Origin of the sequence: Nocardia sp. FDAARGOS_372, assembly GCF_002554515.1 — a bacterium.
GTDB classification, from domain to species: domain Bacteria; phylum Actinomycetota; class Actinomycetes; order Mycobacteriales; family Mycobacteriaceae; genus Nocardia; species Nocardia farcinica.
In genome coordinates this window covers 674,122-690,232 of the sequence record NZ_PDDW01000001.1, presented here as the reverse complement: position 1 = coordinate 690,232, position 16,111 = coordinate 674,122, and the positions used below count along the sequence as shown (strand labels likewise).

General features: G+C 68.0%; 21 protein-coding genes and 1 tRNA gene. 13 read left to right on the top strand and 9 right to left on the bottom strand.

Features of this window, described 5'->3' with window-relative positions:
* The first annotated feature begins 78 nt into the window (after positions 1 to 78).
* Genes CRM89_RS03500 through CRM89_RS03480 form a run of 5 tightly spaced genes read left to right on the top strand, consistent with a single transcriptional unit; the run spans position 79 to position 2,215 of the window.
* Positions 79 to 504, top strand: coding sequence for an SH3-like domain-containing protein (locus CRM89_RS03500; RefSeq protein ID WP_060592171.1), 426 nt, complete (start codon positions 79 to 81; stop codon positions 502 to 504).
* A complete protein-coding gene (locus CRM89_RS03495; protein WP_011208607.1) occupies positions 501 to 803 on the top strand; it encodes an SH3-like domain-containing protein in 303 nt (100 codons plus the stop codon). The genes CRM89_RS03500 and CRM89_RS03495 overlap by 4 nt, the downstream gene beginning before the upstream one ends.
* A complete protein-coding gene (scnC, locus tag CRM89_RS03490) occupies positions 800 to 1,510 on the top strand; it encodes a thiocyanate hydrolase subunit gamma (RefSeq protein ID WP_011208606.1) in 711 nt (236 codons plus the stop codon). Before CRM89_RS03495 ends, scnC begins: the two co-directional genes overlap by 4 nt.
* Positions 1,507 to 1,830, top strand: a complete 324-nt coding sequence (locus CRM89_RS03485) for a hypothetical protein (RefSeq protein ID WP_011208605.1) — start codon at positions 1,507 to 1,509, stop codon at positions 1,828 to 1,830. Before scnC ends, CRM89_RS03485 begins: the two co-directional genes overlap by 4 nt.
* Before the next feature lie 46 nt (positions 1,831 to 1,876).
* Positions 1,877 to 2,215 carry a sporulation protein gene (locus tag CRM89_RS03480; protein WP_011208604.1) on the top strand — a complete coding sequence of 113 codons (339 nt, stop codon included), beginning with the start codon at positions 1,877 to 1,879 and terminating at the stop codon, positions 2,213 to 2,215.
* 17 nt (positions 2,216 to 2,232) lie between these two features.
* Here CRM89_RS03480 and CRM89_RS03475 read toward each other — a convergent pair whose 3' ends face one another.
* A complete protein-coding gene (locus CRM89_RS03475) occupies positions 2,233 to 2,523 on the bottom strand; it encodes a hypothetical protein (RefSeq protein ID WP_098083210.1) in 291 nt (96 codons plus the stop codon).
* Between CRM89_RS03475 and CRM89_RS03470 the strand changes: the two genes are divergently transcribed.
* On the top strand, positions 2,522 to 3,163 hold the full coding sequence (locus tag CRM89_RS03470; protein WP_098083209.1) for a hypothetical protein: 642 nt from the start codon (positions 2,522 to 2,524) through the stop codon (positions 3,161 to 3,163). The two genes, CRM89_RS03475 and CRM89_RS03470, sit on opposite strands and share 2 nt — an antisense overlap.
* 55 nt (positions 3,164 to 3,218) lie before the next feature.
* The gene (locus tag CRM89_RS03465) at positions 3,219 to 4,037 is read left to right on the top strand and encodes a maleylpyruvate isomerase N-terminal domain-containing protein (protein WP_098083208.1); all 819 of its coding nucleotides are present in this window, start codon (positions 3,219 to 3,221) and stop codon (positions 4,035 to 4,037) included.
* A gap of 10 nt (positions 4,038 to 4,047) precedes the next feature.
* Here CRM89_RS03465 and CRM89_RS03460 read toward each other — a convergent pair whose 3' ends face one another.
* The gene (locus CRM89_RS03460) at positions 4,048 to 4,683 is read right to left on the bottom strand and encodes an MBL fold metallo-hydrolase (RefSeq protein ID WP_098083207.1); all 636 of its coding nucleotides are present in this window, start codon (positions 4,681 to 4,683) and stop codon (positions 4,048 to 4,050) included.
* 296 nt (positions 4,684 to 4,979) lie between these two features.
* On the opposite strand from CRM89_RS03460, the gene CRM89_RS03455 reads away from it, so the two are divergent.
* Positions 4,980 to 5,053: transfer RNA gene (locus tag CRM89_RS03455), tRNA-Pro, on the top strand.
* Between the two features lie 171 nt (positions 5,054 to 5,224).
* Here the strand turns inward: CRM89_RS03455 and CRM89_RS31545 are convergent.
* From CRM89_RS31545 to CRM89_RS03445, 3 genes are all read right to left on the bottom strand, one after another.
* Positions 5,225 to 5,698: a tyrosine-type recombinase/integrase gene (locus tag CRM89_RS31545; protein WP_228821724.1), complete on the bottom strand. Its 474-nt coding sequence runs from the start codon at positions 5,696 to 5,698 to the stop codon at positions 5,225 to 5,227.
* Positions 5,698 to 6,249: a hypothetical protein gene (locus CRM89_RS31540; protein WP_228821700.1), complete on the bottom strand. Its 552-nt coding sequence runs from the start codon at positions 6,247 to 6,249 to the stop codon at positions 5,698 to 5,700. Before CRM89_RS31540 ends, CRM89_RS31545 begins: the two co-directional genes overlap by 1 nt.
* Before the next feature lie 106 nt (positions 6,250 to 6,355).
* Positions 6,356 to 6,556, bottom strand: coding sequence for an AlpA family transcriptional regulator (locus tag CRM89_RS03445; protein ID WP_098083206.1), 201 nt, complete (start codon positions 6,554 to 6,556; stop codon positions 6,356 to 6,358).
* A gap of 483 nt (positions 6,557 to 7,039) precedes the next feature.
* Here CRM89_RS03445 and CRM89_RS30315 point away from each other — a divergent pair, with 483 nt between their 5' ends.
* The 3 genes from CRM89_RS30315 (at position 7,040) to CRM89_RS32165 (ending at position 9,157) form a co-directional block, all read left to right on the top strand.
* Positions 7,040 to 7,288 (top strand): hypothetical protein, encoded by a 249-nt coding sequence (locus CRM89_RS30315; protein WP_127516058.1) that lies wholly within the window; start codon positions 7,040 to 7,042, stop codon positions 7,286 to 7,288.
* 556 nt (positions 7,289 to 7,844) lie between these two features.
* A complete protein-coding gene (locus CRM89_RS30310) occupies positions 7,845 to 8,447 on the top strand; it encodes a hypothetical protein (protein ID WP_127516056.1) in 603 nt (200 codons plus the stop codon).
* A gap of 23 nt (positions 8,448 to 8,470) precedes the next feature.
* On the top strand, positions 8,471 to 9,157 hold the full coding sequence (locus CRM89_RS32165; protein WP_098083205.1) for a histidine phosphatase family protein: 687 nt from the start codon (positions 8,471 to 8,473) through the stop codon (positions 9,155 to 9,157).
* A gap of 194 nt (positions 9,158 to 9,351) precedes the next feature.
* On the opposite strand, the gene CRM89_RS03435 is transcribed toward CRM89_RS32165, so the two are convergent.
* The 4 genes from CRM89_RS03435 to CRM89_RS03420 all read right to left on the bottom strand — a co-directional run bounded on the left by CRM89_RS03435 (position 9,352) and on the right by CRM89_RS03420 (position 13,850).
* The gene (locus tag CRM89_RS03435; protein WP_098083204.1) at positions 9,352 to 10,680 is read right to left on the bottom strand and encodes a tetratricopeptide repeat protein; all 1,329 of its coding nucleotides are present in this window, start codon (positions 10,678 to 10,680) and stop codon (positions 9,352 to 9,354) included.
* Entirely contained in the window at positions 10,677 to 11,042 is a 366-nt protein-coding gene (locus CRM89_RS03430) for a hypothetical protein (protein WP_098083203.1), read from the bottom strand. The genes CRM89_RS03435 and CRM89_RS03430 overlap by 4 nt, the downstream gene beginning before the upstream one ends.
* A 23-nt stretch (positions 11,043 to 11,065) precedes the next feature.
* Positions 11,066 to 12,463 (bottom strand): DUF4041 domain-containing protein, encoded by a 1,398-nt coding sequence (locus tag CRM89_RS03425; RefSeq protein ID WP_098083202.1) that lies wholly within the window; start codon positions 12,461 to 12,463, stop codon positions 11,066 to 11,068.
* A gap of 358 nt (positions 12,464 to 12,821) precedes the next feature.
* Positions 12,822 to 13,850 (bottom strand): Lrp/AsnC family transcriptional regulator, encoded by a 1,029-nt coding sequence (locus tag CRM89_RS03420; RefSeq protein ID WP_229434961.1) that lies wholly within the window; start codon positions 13,848 to 13,850, stop codon positions 12,822 to 12,824.
* Positions 13,851 to 13,970: 120 nt separating this feature from the next.
* On the opposite strand from CRM89_RS03420, the gene CRM89_RS03415 reads away from it, so the two are divergent.
* Both CRM89_RS03415 and CRM89_RS03410 read left to right on the top strand, forming a co-directional pair.
* A complete protein-coding gene (locus CRM89_RS03415; RefSeq protein WP_098083200.1) occupies positions 13,971 to 15,071 on the top strand; it encodes an NAD/NADP-dependent octopine/nopaline dehydrogenase family protein in 1,101 nt (366 codons plus the stop codon).
* Positions 15,068 to 16,111 (top strand): 3-hydroxybutyryl-CoA dehydrogenase, encoded by a 1,044-nt coding sequence (locus tag CRM89_RS03410; RefSeq protein WP_098083199.1) that lies wholly within the window; start codon positions 15,068 to 15,070, stop codon positions 16,109 to 16,111. The genes CRM89_RS03415 and CRM89_RS03410 overlap by 4 nt, the downstream gene beginning before the upstream one ends.

Genomic DNA, 16,111 nt, shown 5'->3' with positions numbered 1-16,111 from the left:
CCGGAGCGAGTATGTGACGGGGGTCACTCCCCCGGTTGTTCGAGTGCACCAGCAGGCCCGCCCACCGTTGGAGCCACCATGAGCACATCGCGTCCCCCCGAGCCGGCACCGGACGGTGTCGCCGACATCGCCCCGGTGCTGCACCGGACCCTCGACTCCCCGTACGAGATCTCCAACGAGCTCTACGCCGCGCTGCGGCACGTGCCGCACGACGTCGGCGGCCAGCCCGACCTCCCGGTGCCCTATCGGGAGAAGGAGGAGGAGCCGTGGGAGATGAACACCTACGTCACCTGCGAATGTCTCGGCTGGCGCGGTGTGTGGAACTCCGAGGAACGCAGGCGCGCCGAGAACGACCTCGGCGCCACCCTCTACTTCGGCCTGCCCTACTACGCGCGCTGGGCGACGGTCGCCGCGCGCGTGCTGGTCGGTAAGGGCCTGATCACCCCCGACGAGCTGTCGGCGAAGATCGACGAGGTCCGCGCCCGATCGGCGGCGCGCCGATGACCCGCCGCTTCCGCATCGGCGACCGCGTCACCGTCCGCCGCGCCACCTCGCTGTTCCACACCCGCACCCAGGCCTACACCCGCGGCCGCACCGGCGTGGTCGTCGAATACCGGCCGGAGTGGATCATCCCCGAGGACGAGGCGTGGGGCCGCGACGACGGCCGCGTCGAACCGTTCTACGTCGTCCGGTTCCGGCAACGCGAGCTGTGGCCGAACTACACCGGCCACGACGCCGACACCCTGGAGACCGAGGTCTCCGAACACTGGCTGGAACCCGCAGAGGAGGACGACCCGCAGTGAGCCACGACCACGACCACGACGCGCACGCCCCCATCCAAACCGGCACGGAGATCAGCGAATTCGAGGTGCTCGAGACCGCGATCCGGGAACTGGCGATCGAGAAGGGCCTGTTCTCCCAGGAGGACCATCGACGGTTCTCGGAATGGGCGCAGGCTGTCGGCCCGCACGGCGGTTCCACCCTGGTGGCCCGAGCCTGGCTCGACCCCGACTTCAAGGCGCGCCTGCTCGCCGACGGCACCGAGACGTGCAAGGAGATCGGTATCGACTGGCGCGACCCCACCGGTTCCGGCACACCCAGCGACTACACCTACTTCTACGTCCTGGAGAACACCCCCGAGGTGCACAACGTCATCGTCTGCACGCTGTGCTCCTGCTATCCCCGCCCGGTGCTCGGGATGTCCCCCGACTGGTACCGCACCCCGAACTACCGCAGGCGGCTGGTGCGCTGGCCGCGCGAGGTGCTGGCCGAATTCGGCCTGCACTTCCCGCCCGAGGTCGAGGTCCGGGTGCACGACTCGAATCAGAAGTCCCGGTTCATGGTGCTGCCGATGCGTCCCGCGGGCACCGAGGGCTGGACCGAGGAGCAGCTGGCCGCCATCGTCACCCGCGACACCATGATCGGCGTCGCCCTGCCCCAGGTCGACTGGACCGCGCAGAAACCACCGGACCGCGCCGAGGACGCGATGCGACGGGAGGCCCGCCCGTGACCCCCTACGAGATCCTGCTCGCCACCCTCCCCGCCGACGCCACCCGCGAGGCCCGACTCCCCGACCTCGACCGCACGCCCGACCCGTGGGAGTCGAGCATGCAGGCCACCTGCGAATGCCTGTCCTGGCGCGGCACTTTGGACAATCTGGCGCGCCGCCGCGCCGAGGACGCCCTCGGCGAGACCATCTACCGCGACTTCCCCGTGCACGCCCGCTCCGCCGTCGTCACCGCCCACACCCTGATGGAGCGCGGCGTCATCAGCCCGGCGGAACTGCGCGCCCGGATGGACGCGGTGCGCGCGCGATTCGAGCGAGAATAGCGCCGCGGCCGCACAATTGTGGCCCACCCAGGAACGGAGGACCGCAATGAAGGTCGAGGACATCCTCGCGGCGGCGAAAGACACCATGACCGTGCGGCGCGTCTACGCCGAGCCCGTCGAGCGCGACGGCACCATCGTGATCGCGGCGGCGGTCGTCTCCGGCGGCGGCGGTGCCGGCGCGGGCGTGAAGGACGGCGAGGAGGGGTCGGGCGGCGGCTTCGGGTTGAACGCCAAACCCGCGGGCGCCTACGTCATCCGGGACGGGAGGGTGTCGTGGCGGCCCGCGGTCGACGTCAACCGGCTGATCGCGGTGGCGGGCGCTGTGGTGATCACCGGAATGCTGGTGGGCGCCCGCATCGCGACGGCCGCCGTGCGGCAGGGCTGAGCGCGCCGGACGGCGCGTTACTTCCCGCGCCGCTTCGCGATTCGTTCCGCGAGGCGGCGCCCGCGCGCCATCCACCGCCCCACCCAGGCGCGCGGACCCGGCACCGCGGGAGCGGGCGTCGTCTCGGCCGCTTCGGCCGCCACCACCTGCGCGTACCGCACGTGCAACTGCTCGCGCACCTGATCCGGCGTATAGGCCCGCCGCCGTCGCTCACCGCGCACCACCAGGAGACCGGTGGCCACCACACCGGCCGCCCCCGCCAAACCTATTGCCTTCCACCACCGCACACCGCCTAGGCTAGCGGGCATGGCGGGTGCGGGGATCGATCTGGACCGGGCAGTCGAGATCACCAGGACGGGCGACATCTGGTTGTTCCGCGGGCGGTCCACCGCCGACCGCGTGATCCGGATGACGACGAACAGCCCGGTCAACCATGTCGGCATGGCCGTGGTCCTCGACGACCTGCCCGCCCTGATGTGGCACGCCGAACTCGGCCACTCCCTGCCCGACATGTGGACCGGCACCACCCACCGCGGCGCCCAGCTGCACAACCTGCGCGACGCCGTGCTGGTCTGGGCGCACCGCTACGGCCAGCGGGCGTGGCTGCGCCAACTCCACCCGCCGGTCACCCGCGACCGCGAGGACGGCGTGCTGCGCGCCATCGCCCGCCTCGACGGCACTCCCTTCCCCTCCACGGCGCGACTCGCCGGCAAGTGGCTGCGCGGCCGCGCCCGCCTGCCCCGCGACCGCCAGCGCGCCACGCGCCGGATGGAGAACGCCTACTGCGCCGAAATCGTCGCCGCCACCTACCAGTCGATGGGCCTGCTGCCGGACAACCGCGACGTCGACTGGTACGACCCCGGCCGCTTCTGGAGCGGCGACCATCTGCGCCTGTCCGACGGATACACCCTCGGCGGCGAGATCGCCGTCCGCATCCCCGACGCCTGACCGACAGCCACGAAAACCACTGGCCACCGCGCGGCCTGCCCGCTTGACTGGCGCGATGATCCCGCTCGATACCCGGCCCCTGTTCCCGCTGCTGCACCGATCCCTGCTGGACCTGCTGCGCGCGCTCGAGCCCGCCGACTGGACACGACCGACTATCTGCCCCGGCTGGACCGTCGCCGACGTCACCGCGCACCTCCTCAACGACCACCTGCGACGCATCTCCGGCAGCCGCGACCGGCACAGCGGCGCGGTGTTCCGCGACGACGAAACCCTGCCCGAGTACCTCGCGCGGGTCAACGACGAGTTCGTCCGCGCGATGCGCCAATGCAGTCCGCGCGTGATGATCGACCTGCTCGCGCACCTGGGTCCGGAACTCGATCGTGTCTGGGCCGCAGTGGATCCGGACGCCCCGGCCGACCTGGCCGTGTCGTGGACCGGTGCCCGCACCAGTCCGGCGTGGCTCGACATCGCCCGGGACTACACCGAATACTGGGTGCACCAGCAGCAGATCCGCGACGCGGTCGCCCGCCCCGGCCCCGACAAGGTGGAACTGATGCGCCCGGTCCTCGTCACCTTCCTGCACGCACTCCCCTTCGCCCTGCGCGAGCACACCCGCCCGGCCGAGACCGCGCTGAAATTCGCGATCACCGGCCCGGCGGGCGGCGAGTGGTCCGTCGTCTCCGACGGCACCGGCTGGGAGCTGACCGCCGCCGACCACGACCGTTACGCCGCTACCGTGCGCATGGACCAGGACACGCTGTGGCGGTTGGCCACCCGCGGAATCACCGTCGACGAGGCGCGCGAACGCACCGAACCCGCCGGGGACCGCGAGCTCACCGACGCGGCGACCACACTGCTCGCCGTGGTCGCGTGAGCCCCGCCCCTCACCCCAGCTCGGCGCGCGCCTCGTCCAGGCAGGCCGACCACGTCCCCGGTGCGATCCGATGGAACCCCTCCGCGCCTTCCACGAAGGCACTCGAGATCACCACGTCCGGACGCACCGTGGCCAGCACGTCCAGCGCGCCCCGCAGCCCCGCCTTGTCGCTGTACCCGGGCACATACCCGGCCCGCCACACACCGTCGGCGTAGCGCAGCAGGGTGTCACCGGTGAACAGGTAGGTCAGGTCGTCCGCGCCACGCACCAGATAACAGGTGCTCCCCGGCGAGTGCCCCGGCGTCGGAATCACCTCCACCCCCGCGTCATCGGTACCCCGTCGCGATAGCGGCACGTCGATCGCGAACCGCCCGATCTGTCCGGCCTCCAACGCGGGCGCGTGCAATCGGCTACCGAACCGATCCGCCACCGCCCGCAGCATCGGCCCGGCCTCGTCCTGATGACTCAGATACTGCCGCTCCACCCCGCCCAGCGCCGCCAACCCCTCGAACGGGCCTTCGTCCCCCGGCGAGTAGAAGAGAATGTTGCCCCCGGACGGCGGCGTCCAGAGGTAGGCGTGGGTGCGCGGGCCGCCCGGGACGACGAACGCGGGCGTCTCCCACAAATCCGGCAGCACCTGCCGCAACGGAGAGTCGGTTCGGGTGTGGTCGTGGGATTGCGATGTGGTAGTCATGGCCCGACGGTAGAAGCTGAAGTTTACTTCAGGTCAAGGGGTTGCCGAGCATCGGTCGGTGCGCTTCCTGGGAACCGTCGAGAGCGGCCCGTCGCCCGATCGCTCCCCCGGGCCCCATTCCGCGCTGCCCGTTCGTCCGAGCGCGCCGGCAGGACCGCGCGACCCCCACCCCACCCCCTCTGACCAGGCGATTCGCTGGACGAGCACACCCTGTTGTAATCTCTTGGAGCGCCCGAGCACGGGCGCAACGGGCTGTGGCGCAGTTTGGTAGCGCACTTGACTGGGGGTCAAGTGGTCGCAGGTTCAAATCCTGTCAGCCCGACATAGAGAAATCCTCTCCGACCTGCATCGGAGGGGATTTTTTCCTACGGTACCGCCCGCAGAGTTGGGGCCAATCTGGGCCAGACTTGCCCGCAGGTGCCGCGACAGCTGATTGCCGTCCTCCTGCAATGCCGCGATATCCGGGTGTAGGTACCGCTGCGTGATCCTGGGATCAGCGTGCCCGGCGATCCGCTGAAGCCGATGCAGCGGAACCCCGGCATCCGCGAACCATGTCAGCCCGGTGCCGGAGATCGTGACGCCGCAGATGCTCATATCCGAGCTTCGTCACAACCTCGTCCCAATGGGTCGCATCCCGCAGCACTCCCGTCTGGATGCGACCTCCCCGTGGCCCGACGAACAGCCGAGCATCCAACAGCGCCTCTCGCCGCTGCTTCTCGCTCGCCTCCTCCTGGCCACGTTCAACGCGGGCGCGCGCCTCGTTGATCCGCCTGAGGATCAGCGGACGATTCTCCTCGATCAACGGAATCGGACGCGACCGCTTGCCCTTCGTGCCCTTGTCTTGCAATCCACCCGGCCCCGGCGTCGTCTGCCGCCGCAACGTCCACACCCACTGCTCGGTGTCTGTATCCCGGACCCGGCAACCCGAAACCTCCCCGATCCGAGTCGCCGTGCAGGCCGCGAACATCACCACATCGCCCCAGCCGCGAAATGGCCGGACGATGCTTCCGTGAGCGCCGTCATCAACTGCTCGAGCGTGGCCCAATCCGGCAACGCCAACGCGCGCGGATCGTCGAGCTCGTCCTCGCGCCGCGCCAGCTGCCGACGCCACCCGCTCACGTCGACCCGGTTGCGATCGATCACTTCGTCGTGCACGGCTTGATCCAGGACCCGCGCCAGTGCTGCCAAGGTGTTCTTGATCGTGGACTCTCCGCAGCCGTCCGCGATCCAGCCCGTCACCGCCCGATCGGCCAAACCCGTTGTGATCATGGTGACCGGCAGATGAGCCAGTGTCGGCACCACCCGACGCCGCCAGCCTGCCCGATCCGGATCGAGCGTCTTCGGCTCCACGCCTCGCATCGCGGTATCCCAGTGCGCATTCCCGTACTCGGCCAGCGTCGCAGTCGCGGTCTTGGGATCTAAACCGCGCCGGGCCGCCTGCTCGATCCCCGAAATCCAGTTCTCGGCTTCCTCCTGGGATTCGAACGTCTTCGACCTCGAGTCCCGGGCCTTGGCCACTGGATCGTCCAGCGGACCCGAGTCCGAACCATCCCGACTTTGCCTCGGACCTCGATATAGCCTCGGACTGCGACCCCGAGCGGAATGGCATCGATGCGGTCGCTCATCACGCCGCCCTCGGATCGATGCGCCCGCTCGACAGGTACTCCATCACGTCGGCACCGCTGTAGCGGATCACACGATCGGAGATGGCTACGAACGGCGGCCCTTGCGCCGCCTGGCCGGTGCGCCAGCGGCGGAGGCTGGAGGCATCCACCTTCAGCAGCGCGGCAACCTCCTCGGTTGCGCACCAGGCGGTCGGTTCCAGTACAAGTAACGATCCGGGTCCATATCGAAAGTCCTGTCTGTTGGTTTATTCCAAGATTTGGGGAGCGCGCGGTGCGGTATCCCCACCAGCAATGGGGGTGTGTGTCTTTGTTGGGGCTATGCCTGGTGGCCGGATCGCCCGGACATCCGAGGTCCACGAACGCTCCGTATCTGCACAGTCGTCAACTACCCTCTCCTCCAACGGGTCTAAGGCCTTGCCGACCGAGCCGGCGTCGGTCCGGGCCGACCCCCACTGCTATCGCGGCAGCGGCCTATTCAGGGCGGGTTACGTCCCAGCCGTATCACCGGCCACCATCGGGTGGACGGCGGTCGGGGTTGTCCGGTGCGGTGACGCGGCGGACATATACTCGTTGGGCGGGCAGAGTCGAATCGTTCAGGCTGCGCGGTTCTCGAGCATCACCTCCTCCTGCACATCAGGATCGGTGTCGCGTTTGCCGCGAGGGGCCGTGGCTGTCTCGGGATCGTGGGGGTCGGTGAGCGGGGGGCACGGTGCAGCAGCGTCGATTTCAATGTCGGTGTCGCCGTCGTTATCGGCGAGACCGCCGGGATTGGTAGTGACGAGCGCATTTCGGCGGACGAGGAAAGAGACCCGAACACCGCCCGATCGGTGCCGGTGACCGCGAGCAACCCCGATCCCCGTGCGGCGCAGAGTATGAACTGTTTCTCGCAGTCGGAGAGTTGGAAGGCGGTGGCGACCTCGTCGATGACCTGAGGTGCCTGCCGTAGCAGGATTCGGGTCGCGGCGTTGGACACGATCGCGCGCCCAGCTCCGTCGACAGCACATCAGCGCAATCCTGCATCGCGATGGTGAGCCCGGCCCAATGCTTGCGGAACGACTTGGCTGCCCGGAACAGGAATTGTGCTCCTGCCTGCTCGCGCAGGAGCAGCCGCGCCTCGTCCACGGTTACCATGCGGGGCCGCCACTGTCCCGGATTCGACATCCGCCGCACGTAGCATCCAAAACTAACAGACTGCCAATGGTTTTCAGCTCCTCGGGCAGCTCCCGTAGCGAAAACACGACTAATCCGCCCTCGGGCTCGATGGTGGTCGGCCCGTCGATCACGCAGTACCTGCCGGTGCATCGGGTCCTCGCGGGCAGCCAGTTTGTGCCGAGTGCAGGAAGATTCCGACCGCCGAGCCGTTCACCCGCAGCGCAGCTACCGCCAACGTGTTCCTCGCTGGCTACTACAGCGGCTCTTCCCTGGATCCCTATGCAACCAGGTTGGGTACTGCTCTGGCACCAGCCCGTACCCGTCAACCTTTTGTCGATGGCATCCAAGGCTGGACTCCTGACCGGTTACGCCATGGCGGCCGAGCCCAGGAAGATGAACACCTACACGCCCGAGCGCTACACCCTCGTTCGCCGCACCGGCTCTCGCAGGCGCCAGCCCATTCACCGCTACCTCGGACGGACCGAGTGCCTTCCTGGGAGTCTCGACGAAGCGCGTCTGAGCGTCCTCGGTTCCTCCGATATCGCCATCGTTTTTGCCGGTGACGCTCGAACGGCCTATGAAATCGAGTTGGCCGACCAGCTCGGCATTCCCGTCGTGCCGTTTGCAGCTACCGGCGGAGCCAGGGATCGCTGGGACACGGGCAGAGCCGCCATACAAGACCACTTCTCTGCACGCAGCGGTTCGTATGGTCACTCACCTGCTCCTAGAACCTGCCTCCTAAGCCAACTGGCGGGGCCTCAAAACGGCGGCAGGCCGCGCCATCACGGACGCACACGTCTGGAGCATCGTCATGACCGCCACCGGGCCAAGCCGTCGCATGTGCTGGCCCCGGCGGCGGTCATCGAACACTCGCGACGCCGAACAGGCACGCGCACATCACATCAACGGCTTTGTGCTCTGCCCTATTGGCGCCCTTGACCTAACCGAGGAAGTACAGCCCAATGCCCCTTCTGTCCCCAGCCGATTCCCATTGCTCGGCTTCCGAGACTGCTCCGCAAAAACGCAAAACGATACGAGCTCCAGGTTTGCGTCTGATCCTCATTCGGCACGGCGAAAGCTTGAGCAATGTCGACGGCGTGGTCGCTGGCTCCCGAACTTGCCTCGGGCTGACCGACCGCGGCCACAGCCAAGCCGTGGCCGTCGCCGACTACCTTGCAGCTGAATGCCACAGATTCGGCACCATTGTGGTGTACTCAACCGCAGTGCGACGAGCTGTACAAACCGCCGAGCCGATCGCAGCGAAACTCGGAGTGCCTTTTCGGCCGGAGTTCCCCTACCACGAACACGGGGACGCCGAAGGTCAACGACGGGCCGAAATCACTGCGGATCCCACACCCACTGGCTCTGCCGCCCGACTACCCACTTGCAGCAGGAGCCGACTCATGGCCGGTGGCAGCCCAACGAGTCGGCCGCGAACTCGACATGCTGGCGACACTGCACCCAGGTGCAACCGTCATACTCGCCTGCCATCGACAGACAATCCTCGCTGCAGCTCAACACTTCCAACGGATTCCACCAAATTCTCGCCTACGCGAGCGCCGAAGTCGATTACACCGCAATCATCGAATGGGAGCACCGCCCAGGACGAGAAACCCTCAGCAGTGGCGATGGGTACTGATCAGGCATAACGACACCCGACATCTCAGGGGTTCCGGGACCGGAAGCGGTACGGGTACCTCTTTGACAGCGATTTGGCGAGCTTGCCGAACGGGTTGCAATCCGGACAAATGCTCTTCTGGCGCAGCCTTTGCTGAACGCACATGCCAAATTTCCCAAGTCTTGGCGGTGGCCCCAAACCCGACAGTTCGGTCGCGCCGCGACCTCATGTGCCGGGTGATTGCCTGTGGGGGGTGGGGCCGCGCAGTTTTTCGGTGGTGCGTTGTTGTCGTTTGTGGCCGGCGCTGTGCCACCAGGTGGTGGCCTCGGTGAGTTGGCCGCGGTAGCGCAGGCGGATGGCTAGGTTGTGCATGGCGTTGGTGTGGCCGGCTTCGGCGGCATGTCGATACCAGGTGAGGGCTTCGTCGTAGCGGCGGATTTTGTCGAGCATGAGGGCGAGGTTGTACATGGCGTCGGTGTCGCCGGCTTCGGCGGCACGCTGCCACCAGTACTCTGCCTCGGTGTCTTCGTCGGCTCGGTGCAGCAGATCCGCGAGGTTGCTCATGGCGATGGTGTTGCCACGGTGGGCGGCTTCGAGGTAGAGGGGATGTGCCGCGCGGAGTTTTCGCTGGCTGTGCAGCAGGTGGGCGAGGTTGTTCATCGCGCCGGGGTGTCCCTGCGATGCTGCAGTGTGCCAGGCTTTTTCGGCTTCGGTGAGGTCGCCTTGTTCGGCGGCACGCTGGCCGTCGGCGAAGATCTGCTCGGTGGTGCTGTCCGGGGTGGCGAGCGGGTCGATGAGCAGCGGGGTCACGGCGTTGTCGGGTGTGGGCCGGGGGCAGGGTGGGCTGAACAGGCGCAGGTTGCCGGTGATGTTGACGCTTCGCCGCACGGGGCGGGGATGGCCGTTGCGGTGCAGGATTTGGTCGATGTTGCCGTAGATCTGGTCGAGTGTGAGTCCGGTACTGCTGGTGGCGGCGGTGAGCAGGGCGCCGGTGAACGCGGTGTGGCGCCGACCCTCAGGCGCGACGGAGGTTTCGTTGCGGGGGGAGGAAGCGATGATGTAGGTGCCGTTGATATCGATTTGGCCGTCGACGACGGTGTCGGGTGCGCTCATCGCTTCGAATGCTCGTCCGGAAAAGCAGCAGTCGAGGATCAGGATGCGGGCGCGGGCGCGCGCGGCGGCGAGTTCGTCGCGCACCGTGGCGAACGGTATCGAGCTCCATTCGGGGTGTTCGCGGTCGCTGCCGGTCAAGCTCAGGTGCAGTCGTCCGCGCCGGTCCAGCAGGCCGTGTCCGGCGTAGTACACCATCAGAACCTCTTCGGCGTGGTCGGCGGCGTGCGCGATGACTTCACCAACCTGCGGAGGTGCGTCGGGATCGACCAGGGCATTGCAGTGCTCGGTAGGCAGTGCCGCACCGGTGGGTGCGGTGAGCAGCCGGGTGAGGTCGTGGACGTTATTGGCGGCGGCGGGGATATCGGTGATTGCGGGGTGGGTGTATCGGCTCACCCCGATCAGGGCGGCGCGCCAGCCGGTGCGGTTCAGCGCGGGGGTCACTGGGGTTTGTTTGCCTGGTCGAGCAGTGTCTGCAGTGCCTGGGTGATTTCAGGGGTTTTGACGCGTTTGGCGTCGAGGGTGAGTTCGGTGTGGTCGAGGGTGAGGGTGACTGCGATGTCGGAGCGCCGGTGGGTGAACCATGTGGTCAGCGACTGGATTAGCGCGGACACGATTCCTTGCACACCGAGAGCGACGACGAGCACCTCGGCCAGGTCGCCCATCTGGCCGGGTCGAATGGGCGTCGTCGGCATGCTGACCCGTCCGCGCAGTTCGTCGTCGTCGTTGAACCACTCGAGCAGACCGAACAGCTCGTCGGCGCTGCCGTCGGTGCGGATGATCAACTGGTCCTCGTGTTCTGGCATGCCATGCATCCTTGTCTCGCTATTCAGTGCTGGTTCGGGTGCCGCGACGCCTCGCGGCTGCGGCGGTAGTCCTCGGCCTCGGCGAACTCGGTGAACACCAGCAGTTCTCCGGCGAGTTCCTGCAGGTGTTCACGCACCTCCGCTGGAGTGGCGCGGAAGAATTCGCGGCGGGAGTTGACGAGGTTGACGCGCTGGTCGGCCAGGCGGCGATGCAGTTCTTCTTCGATACCGGCGGCATCGCGGTCGAAGTGCATGGCGTGCACGTCGTACTTGAACGGCACCGACGAGTTGCTCAGATCGCTGATGCGGTCGTACGGGTCGAGTCGGCGGGTCATGCCGATCTGGACCATATTCTCGCCGAACGCGCCGATGTTGGAGATGACGTAAACGTGACCGGTGCGCAGATTGCCCGCTCGGTCTGCGAGGGCGGTTCTCTTCTGTTCCAGGTCTGCGAGCTTGTCTTGCAGATCGCGTCCCTGGGCGGAGTCGGTGTCGCCGGCAGCTTCGAGCGCTGCGAGGGCGGACATGTACTGCTGATGCTGTTTCTCGAGTTTCTGTTGCTCGCGTTCGATCTCCTGCTGCGCCTTGCGCTCCTCGCGCATGCGGTCGCGTTCGTCGCGCTCGGCCTCTTTCTGGCGGGCGAGCTTCTCCAGGTAGTCGGCGGTCAATTCCAGTTCGCGGCGGCGGAGATGGTGATACCACGGTGTGATGCGCAACTTCATGGTCTCGCCGAGTCGTTCGATGGTGGTTGCCAACCGCTCGAGGCGTTGCAGCGCGGTGTCGACCTTGTACGGTTTGAGAGTCCGGACGAGGTTGTCGGCCTCGGTGTTGTAGGCTCGCAGCATCAGCTTCGAATACTCGCGCATCAGCTTGCGACCCTGGGCAGCAGAGCCGTTGACCTCCCAGCTCTGCGCGGTTTCGATCGCGCCGCCGTCACGTGCCGCGGCGGACTTGATTTCGCCTTGCAGCTTATCAAGCGCGGCGCGGTAGGCGACCACGTCCGACAGCGGATGACGGTATCGGTAGATACCGATCTCCTGGAGCACCTGTTCCTCTTGGGTGTTGATCACCTGCCTGCGCACACTCTCCAGGCGCGCCTGCTCCGCGGTGATCTGCGCAGCGAGTTGCTCACGGTAGCGCTGAAGCTCGGCGACCTCGAGGCCACCCACGCTGGCCAACTGGACTCGCAGCCGCCGGATCTCGGCCAAGGCATCGGCCAGATCCTGAGATTGACGCTTCGCATAGGCACGAGCGCCGAACAGAGGCACCTTCGCAACCGGAGCCACGCCCCGCGAGGGCTGTGCAGCAACGTCTGCCACTGGGGCGGGTGCCGGGTCGCCGGTCCAGTCCACGCCGTTCCAGTACCTGAGAAAGCCTGGATTCTGCGGGTCTGGATACCAATTCGCGGGCACGGAGCTCATGATCTTCCCCCTTTACTGCAGTCGCCCCTTCGAGAATGCCATCACCGACCCGCGCCGCACGACCCCAAACGCACGATTGCGGGCGTTGTCAGTACGGTCGTACGGGTCGCGGCGTCCGACACCACGGCGCTGGCGAATGAAGGTAGCACTAGGTGATCCGGGGATCGTGTGCCCGGTGATCAGCGGAGCCGATGCACGGGGGCCCGCGTCGGAAACCGCATCGCCGCGGTGTTCGCCGACTCCGGAGCGCCGGTGCAAATCCTGCGGCGCAGAACAACACCGCGGTGTTGTCGCCCTGCCTGCTGGGTCTACCCGGTGACCCTAAGCGCGGCAGGCGGGGGTACTCACCGTCACGACCTCACCCGGTGGCCGGGCGACTGGTGGTCAACAGTTCCAACGGATGAAACCCCGTGCACCGCCCCGCACGGTCGAGCAGCGAACCCAACCTCTTGGGGGTTTCCAGCGTGATGCTGCGGTCGGCGATGACGAGGCCGGGTACCTGCGATTCGAGTTCGTGTTCGAGGCGGGACAATTCGCTGATCTGCCGCAGCCACGCGGTCATCAGGATGTTGGCGGTTCCGGTGACCTCGCAGCACACGCGGATCTGGGGGAACGCGTCGAGCGCGTCAACGAGGGTGCCGAGGGTGCGGGGGGTCGCGCGGGCCCAGATGTTGGCGGTGACCGGCCAGCCGCCGAGGACGTGCGCGACTTCGCAGCGGATGGAGAGGATGCGCTCGGCGACCAGGTAGGTCAGGCGACGCCGGACGGCCGCCGCGCTGATGCCGCAGACGTCGGCGAGTTCGACCGCCGAGCGGCGGCCGTCGGCGGCGAGGGCGGCGATCAATGCCAGGTCCACCGCGTCCGGTTGATGGACCAGGGGGCGCGGCGGCGGGCGGTAACGGGACAGGGTGGATTCCTCGCCGACGTCGAGAGCGCGCACCCGCCAGCGTTCGCTCTCCCCGAACACCTGCATCACCACGCGGGTCCGGGTGTGGGCGACCATGGGCGACCCGGACAGCTGCTGCACCCAGTCGCCGAGGCTGTCGAGATCGAAGGTCATGACGGTGAGAAGCAGGTCCCCGTCGCCGGCGGTGCGCTGGATGGTCGCGACCTTGCCGTCCCGGGAGAGTTCCCGCATCAGATCCGGGCCGCGCTGCGCCACCTGGACCTCGACGAAGGCCGCGCATCGCGTGTTGAGGTAGGCCGGGCCGGGGTAGGTGACGATCCACGCGAGACCGCTGTCCACCAGCCGATCCCAGCGGCGGGCGGCGGTGGGCGCGCTGACGCCCGCGACGTCGCCGACAGCGCCCCACGGCGCGCGCGGTGCGGACTGGAGCGCGTGCACGATCCGGAAATCGACGTCGTCCGGAACGTAAGAATCTTTCACCGGGCGGCCCTCTGTCTGCATTTCTCAACACTGCCAGGCAAATTCGGCGAGCGCATCTTAACGTTCGCTTTCACATCTCGGCGGCATTCCCCCGGGCCGTCGATCGAGGAGGTAATCGGAATGAGAATCACGGTCATCGGCGGCGGTCACGGCGCATATGCGGCAGTGGCCGACATGAGCGCGAAAGGCCATGAGGTCGTCTGGTGGCGGCGGGATCACAGCGCTTTCGCACCGCTGCTCGACGCGGGCGGAATTCGCGTCGACGACCACCGCGGGCATCGCGTGCTGCCGATCGGTTCGGCGGGTGGCATCACGGTCGAACCCGATCTCGGTCGCGCGGTGGCCGGGGCGGCGGTCGTGCTCGTGCCGATCCCCGCCTTCTCCCACCCGGACCTCGCCGAGCGGATCGCGCCGCACCTGACCGACGGCCAGGTGGTGTATTTGCCGCCGGGCAGCTTCGGTTCGGTGATCTTCGCGCGGGCGGTGGCCGCCGCCGGCAACCCGGCCAAGGTCGCCTTCGCCGAGACCGGCACCCTCCCCTACCTGGCCCGAAAGCACGGCGACGACCGGGTGGTGGTGAGCGGCTATGCCACCCGGCTGCCCACCGGGGTGCTGCCCGCCCACGACAGCGAGCGCGCGCTGGCGGTGCTGGCGGAGATCTATCCGGTCGAGCCGGTCGAGGACGCGCTGAGCGGGGCGTTGATGAACGCGGGCCCGATCATCCACCCGCCGTTGATCCTCATGAACGCCGGCCCGTTGCAGCACTTCGAGGCCTGGGACATCCACAACGAGGGCACCCAGGACGCCATCCGCCGCGTCACCACGGCCCTCGACGCCGAACGGATCGCCATCCGCACCGCGCTGGGATACGCCGCGCCGCATTTCCCGCTCGCCGACCACTACACCGCAGACGGCGACGAATGGATGTACGGCAACGCCGCGCACGAGAAGCTGACCGACAGCGGCGACTGGCGCGAGCACATCGACCTGCACACCCACCGGTACATGACCGAGGATGTCGAGATCGGGCTCGCGCTGCTCACCTCGGTGGCCCGCTGGGCGGGGGTGCCGACGCCGGTGGCGAGCGGCCTCCTCGCCGTCGCGGGCGCGATCACCGGCCGGTCCGCCGACAGCGGCGGCCGCACACTGGCTGCCCTCGGCCTGGACGGATTGGACCGCGCGGGAATGACAGAGCTACTGCACGACGGGTTCTCGCGGTGACGGGCGTGGTGGCGGTCGTCGGCGCCGGCCGCATGGGGCAGGGTATCGCGGCGGCGCTCGGGTTCGGGAAGGTCGAGGTGATCGTGGTCGACCTGCGGGATCGCGGCGACGCCGGCGAGGCGTATCGCGCGGCGGCCCGGGCCGAGATCCGTTCGTCGCTGGCGCGGAAGGTGCGGCTCGGGCTGCTCGCCGACGCCGATCTGCCGGAGGTGCTCGACCGGATCCGGGTGGTGAGCCGGGACGCCGCGGCCGACGCGATGGCGCAGGCACGGCTCGTCTTCGAGGCGGTGCCCGAGGTCCTCGCGGCCAAACGGGCGGCCCTGTCGTGGATCGAATCGGTGGTCGGCCCGGACACGCCCATCGCCTCGACCACCTCGAGTTTCCTCGTGAGTCGCCTCGCCGAATTCGTCGCGCGGCCGGACCGGCTGCTCAACGCGCATTGGCTCAACCCCGCCGACCTGATGCCGCTGGTGGAAGTGAGCCCGAGTGCCGCGACCACACCGGAGGTGGTCGAGGCGACCTGCGAGCTGCTGTCGGCCGTCGGCAAGACACCGGTGGTCTGCGCCGCCTCGCCGGGCTACATCGTGCCGCGACTCCAGGCGCTGGTGATGAACGAAGCCGTCCGGATGGTCGAGGAGGGCGTGGCCGATGCCGCCGAGATCGACCGGGCCGTCCGGATCGGATTCGGGTCCCGATTCGCTGTGCTCGGCCTGCTCGAGTTCATCGATTGGGGCGGCTGCGACACCCTGTTCCACGCCTCCACCTATCTGCGCGACGAACTCGGTGAGCGCTTCGCCCCCGCACCCCTGGTCGAACGGTCGATGGCCGACAGCCGTCCCGGCACCGCCGACGGCGGCGGCTTCTACGACATCGCGCCGGCCGCGCGCGACGACTACCGGACCCGCCGGATCGCGGACTTCGCGCAGGTCCTCGATGCGACCGGCCAACTACACAGGTACGACGACCTTCCGCGGCGCAACGGCCGAGCCGTCGCGGAGGTGCTCTCGGCGCGCCCCGCGGGCGGGTCGCAGGACAGATGA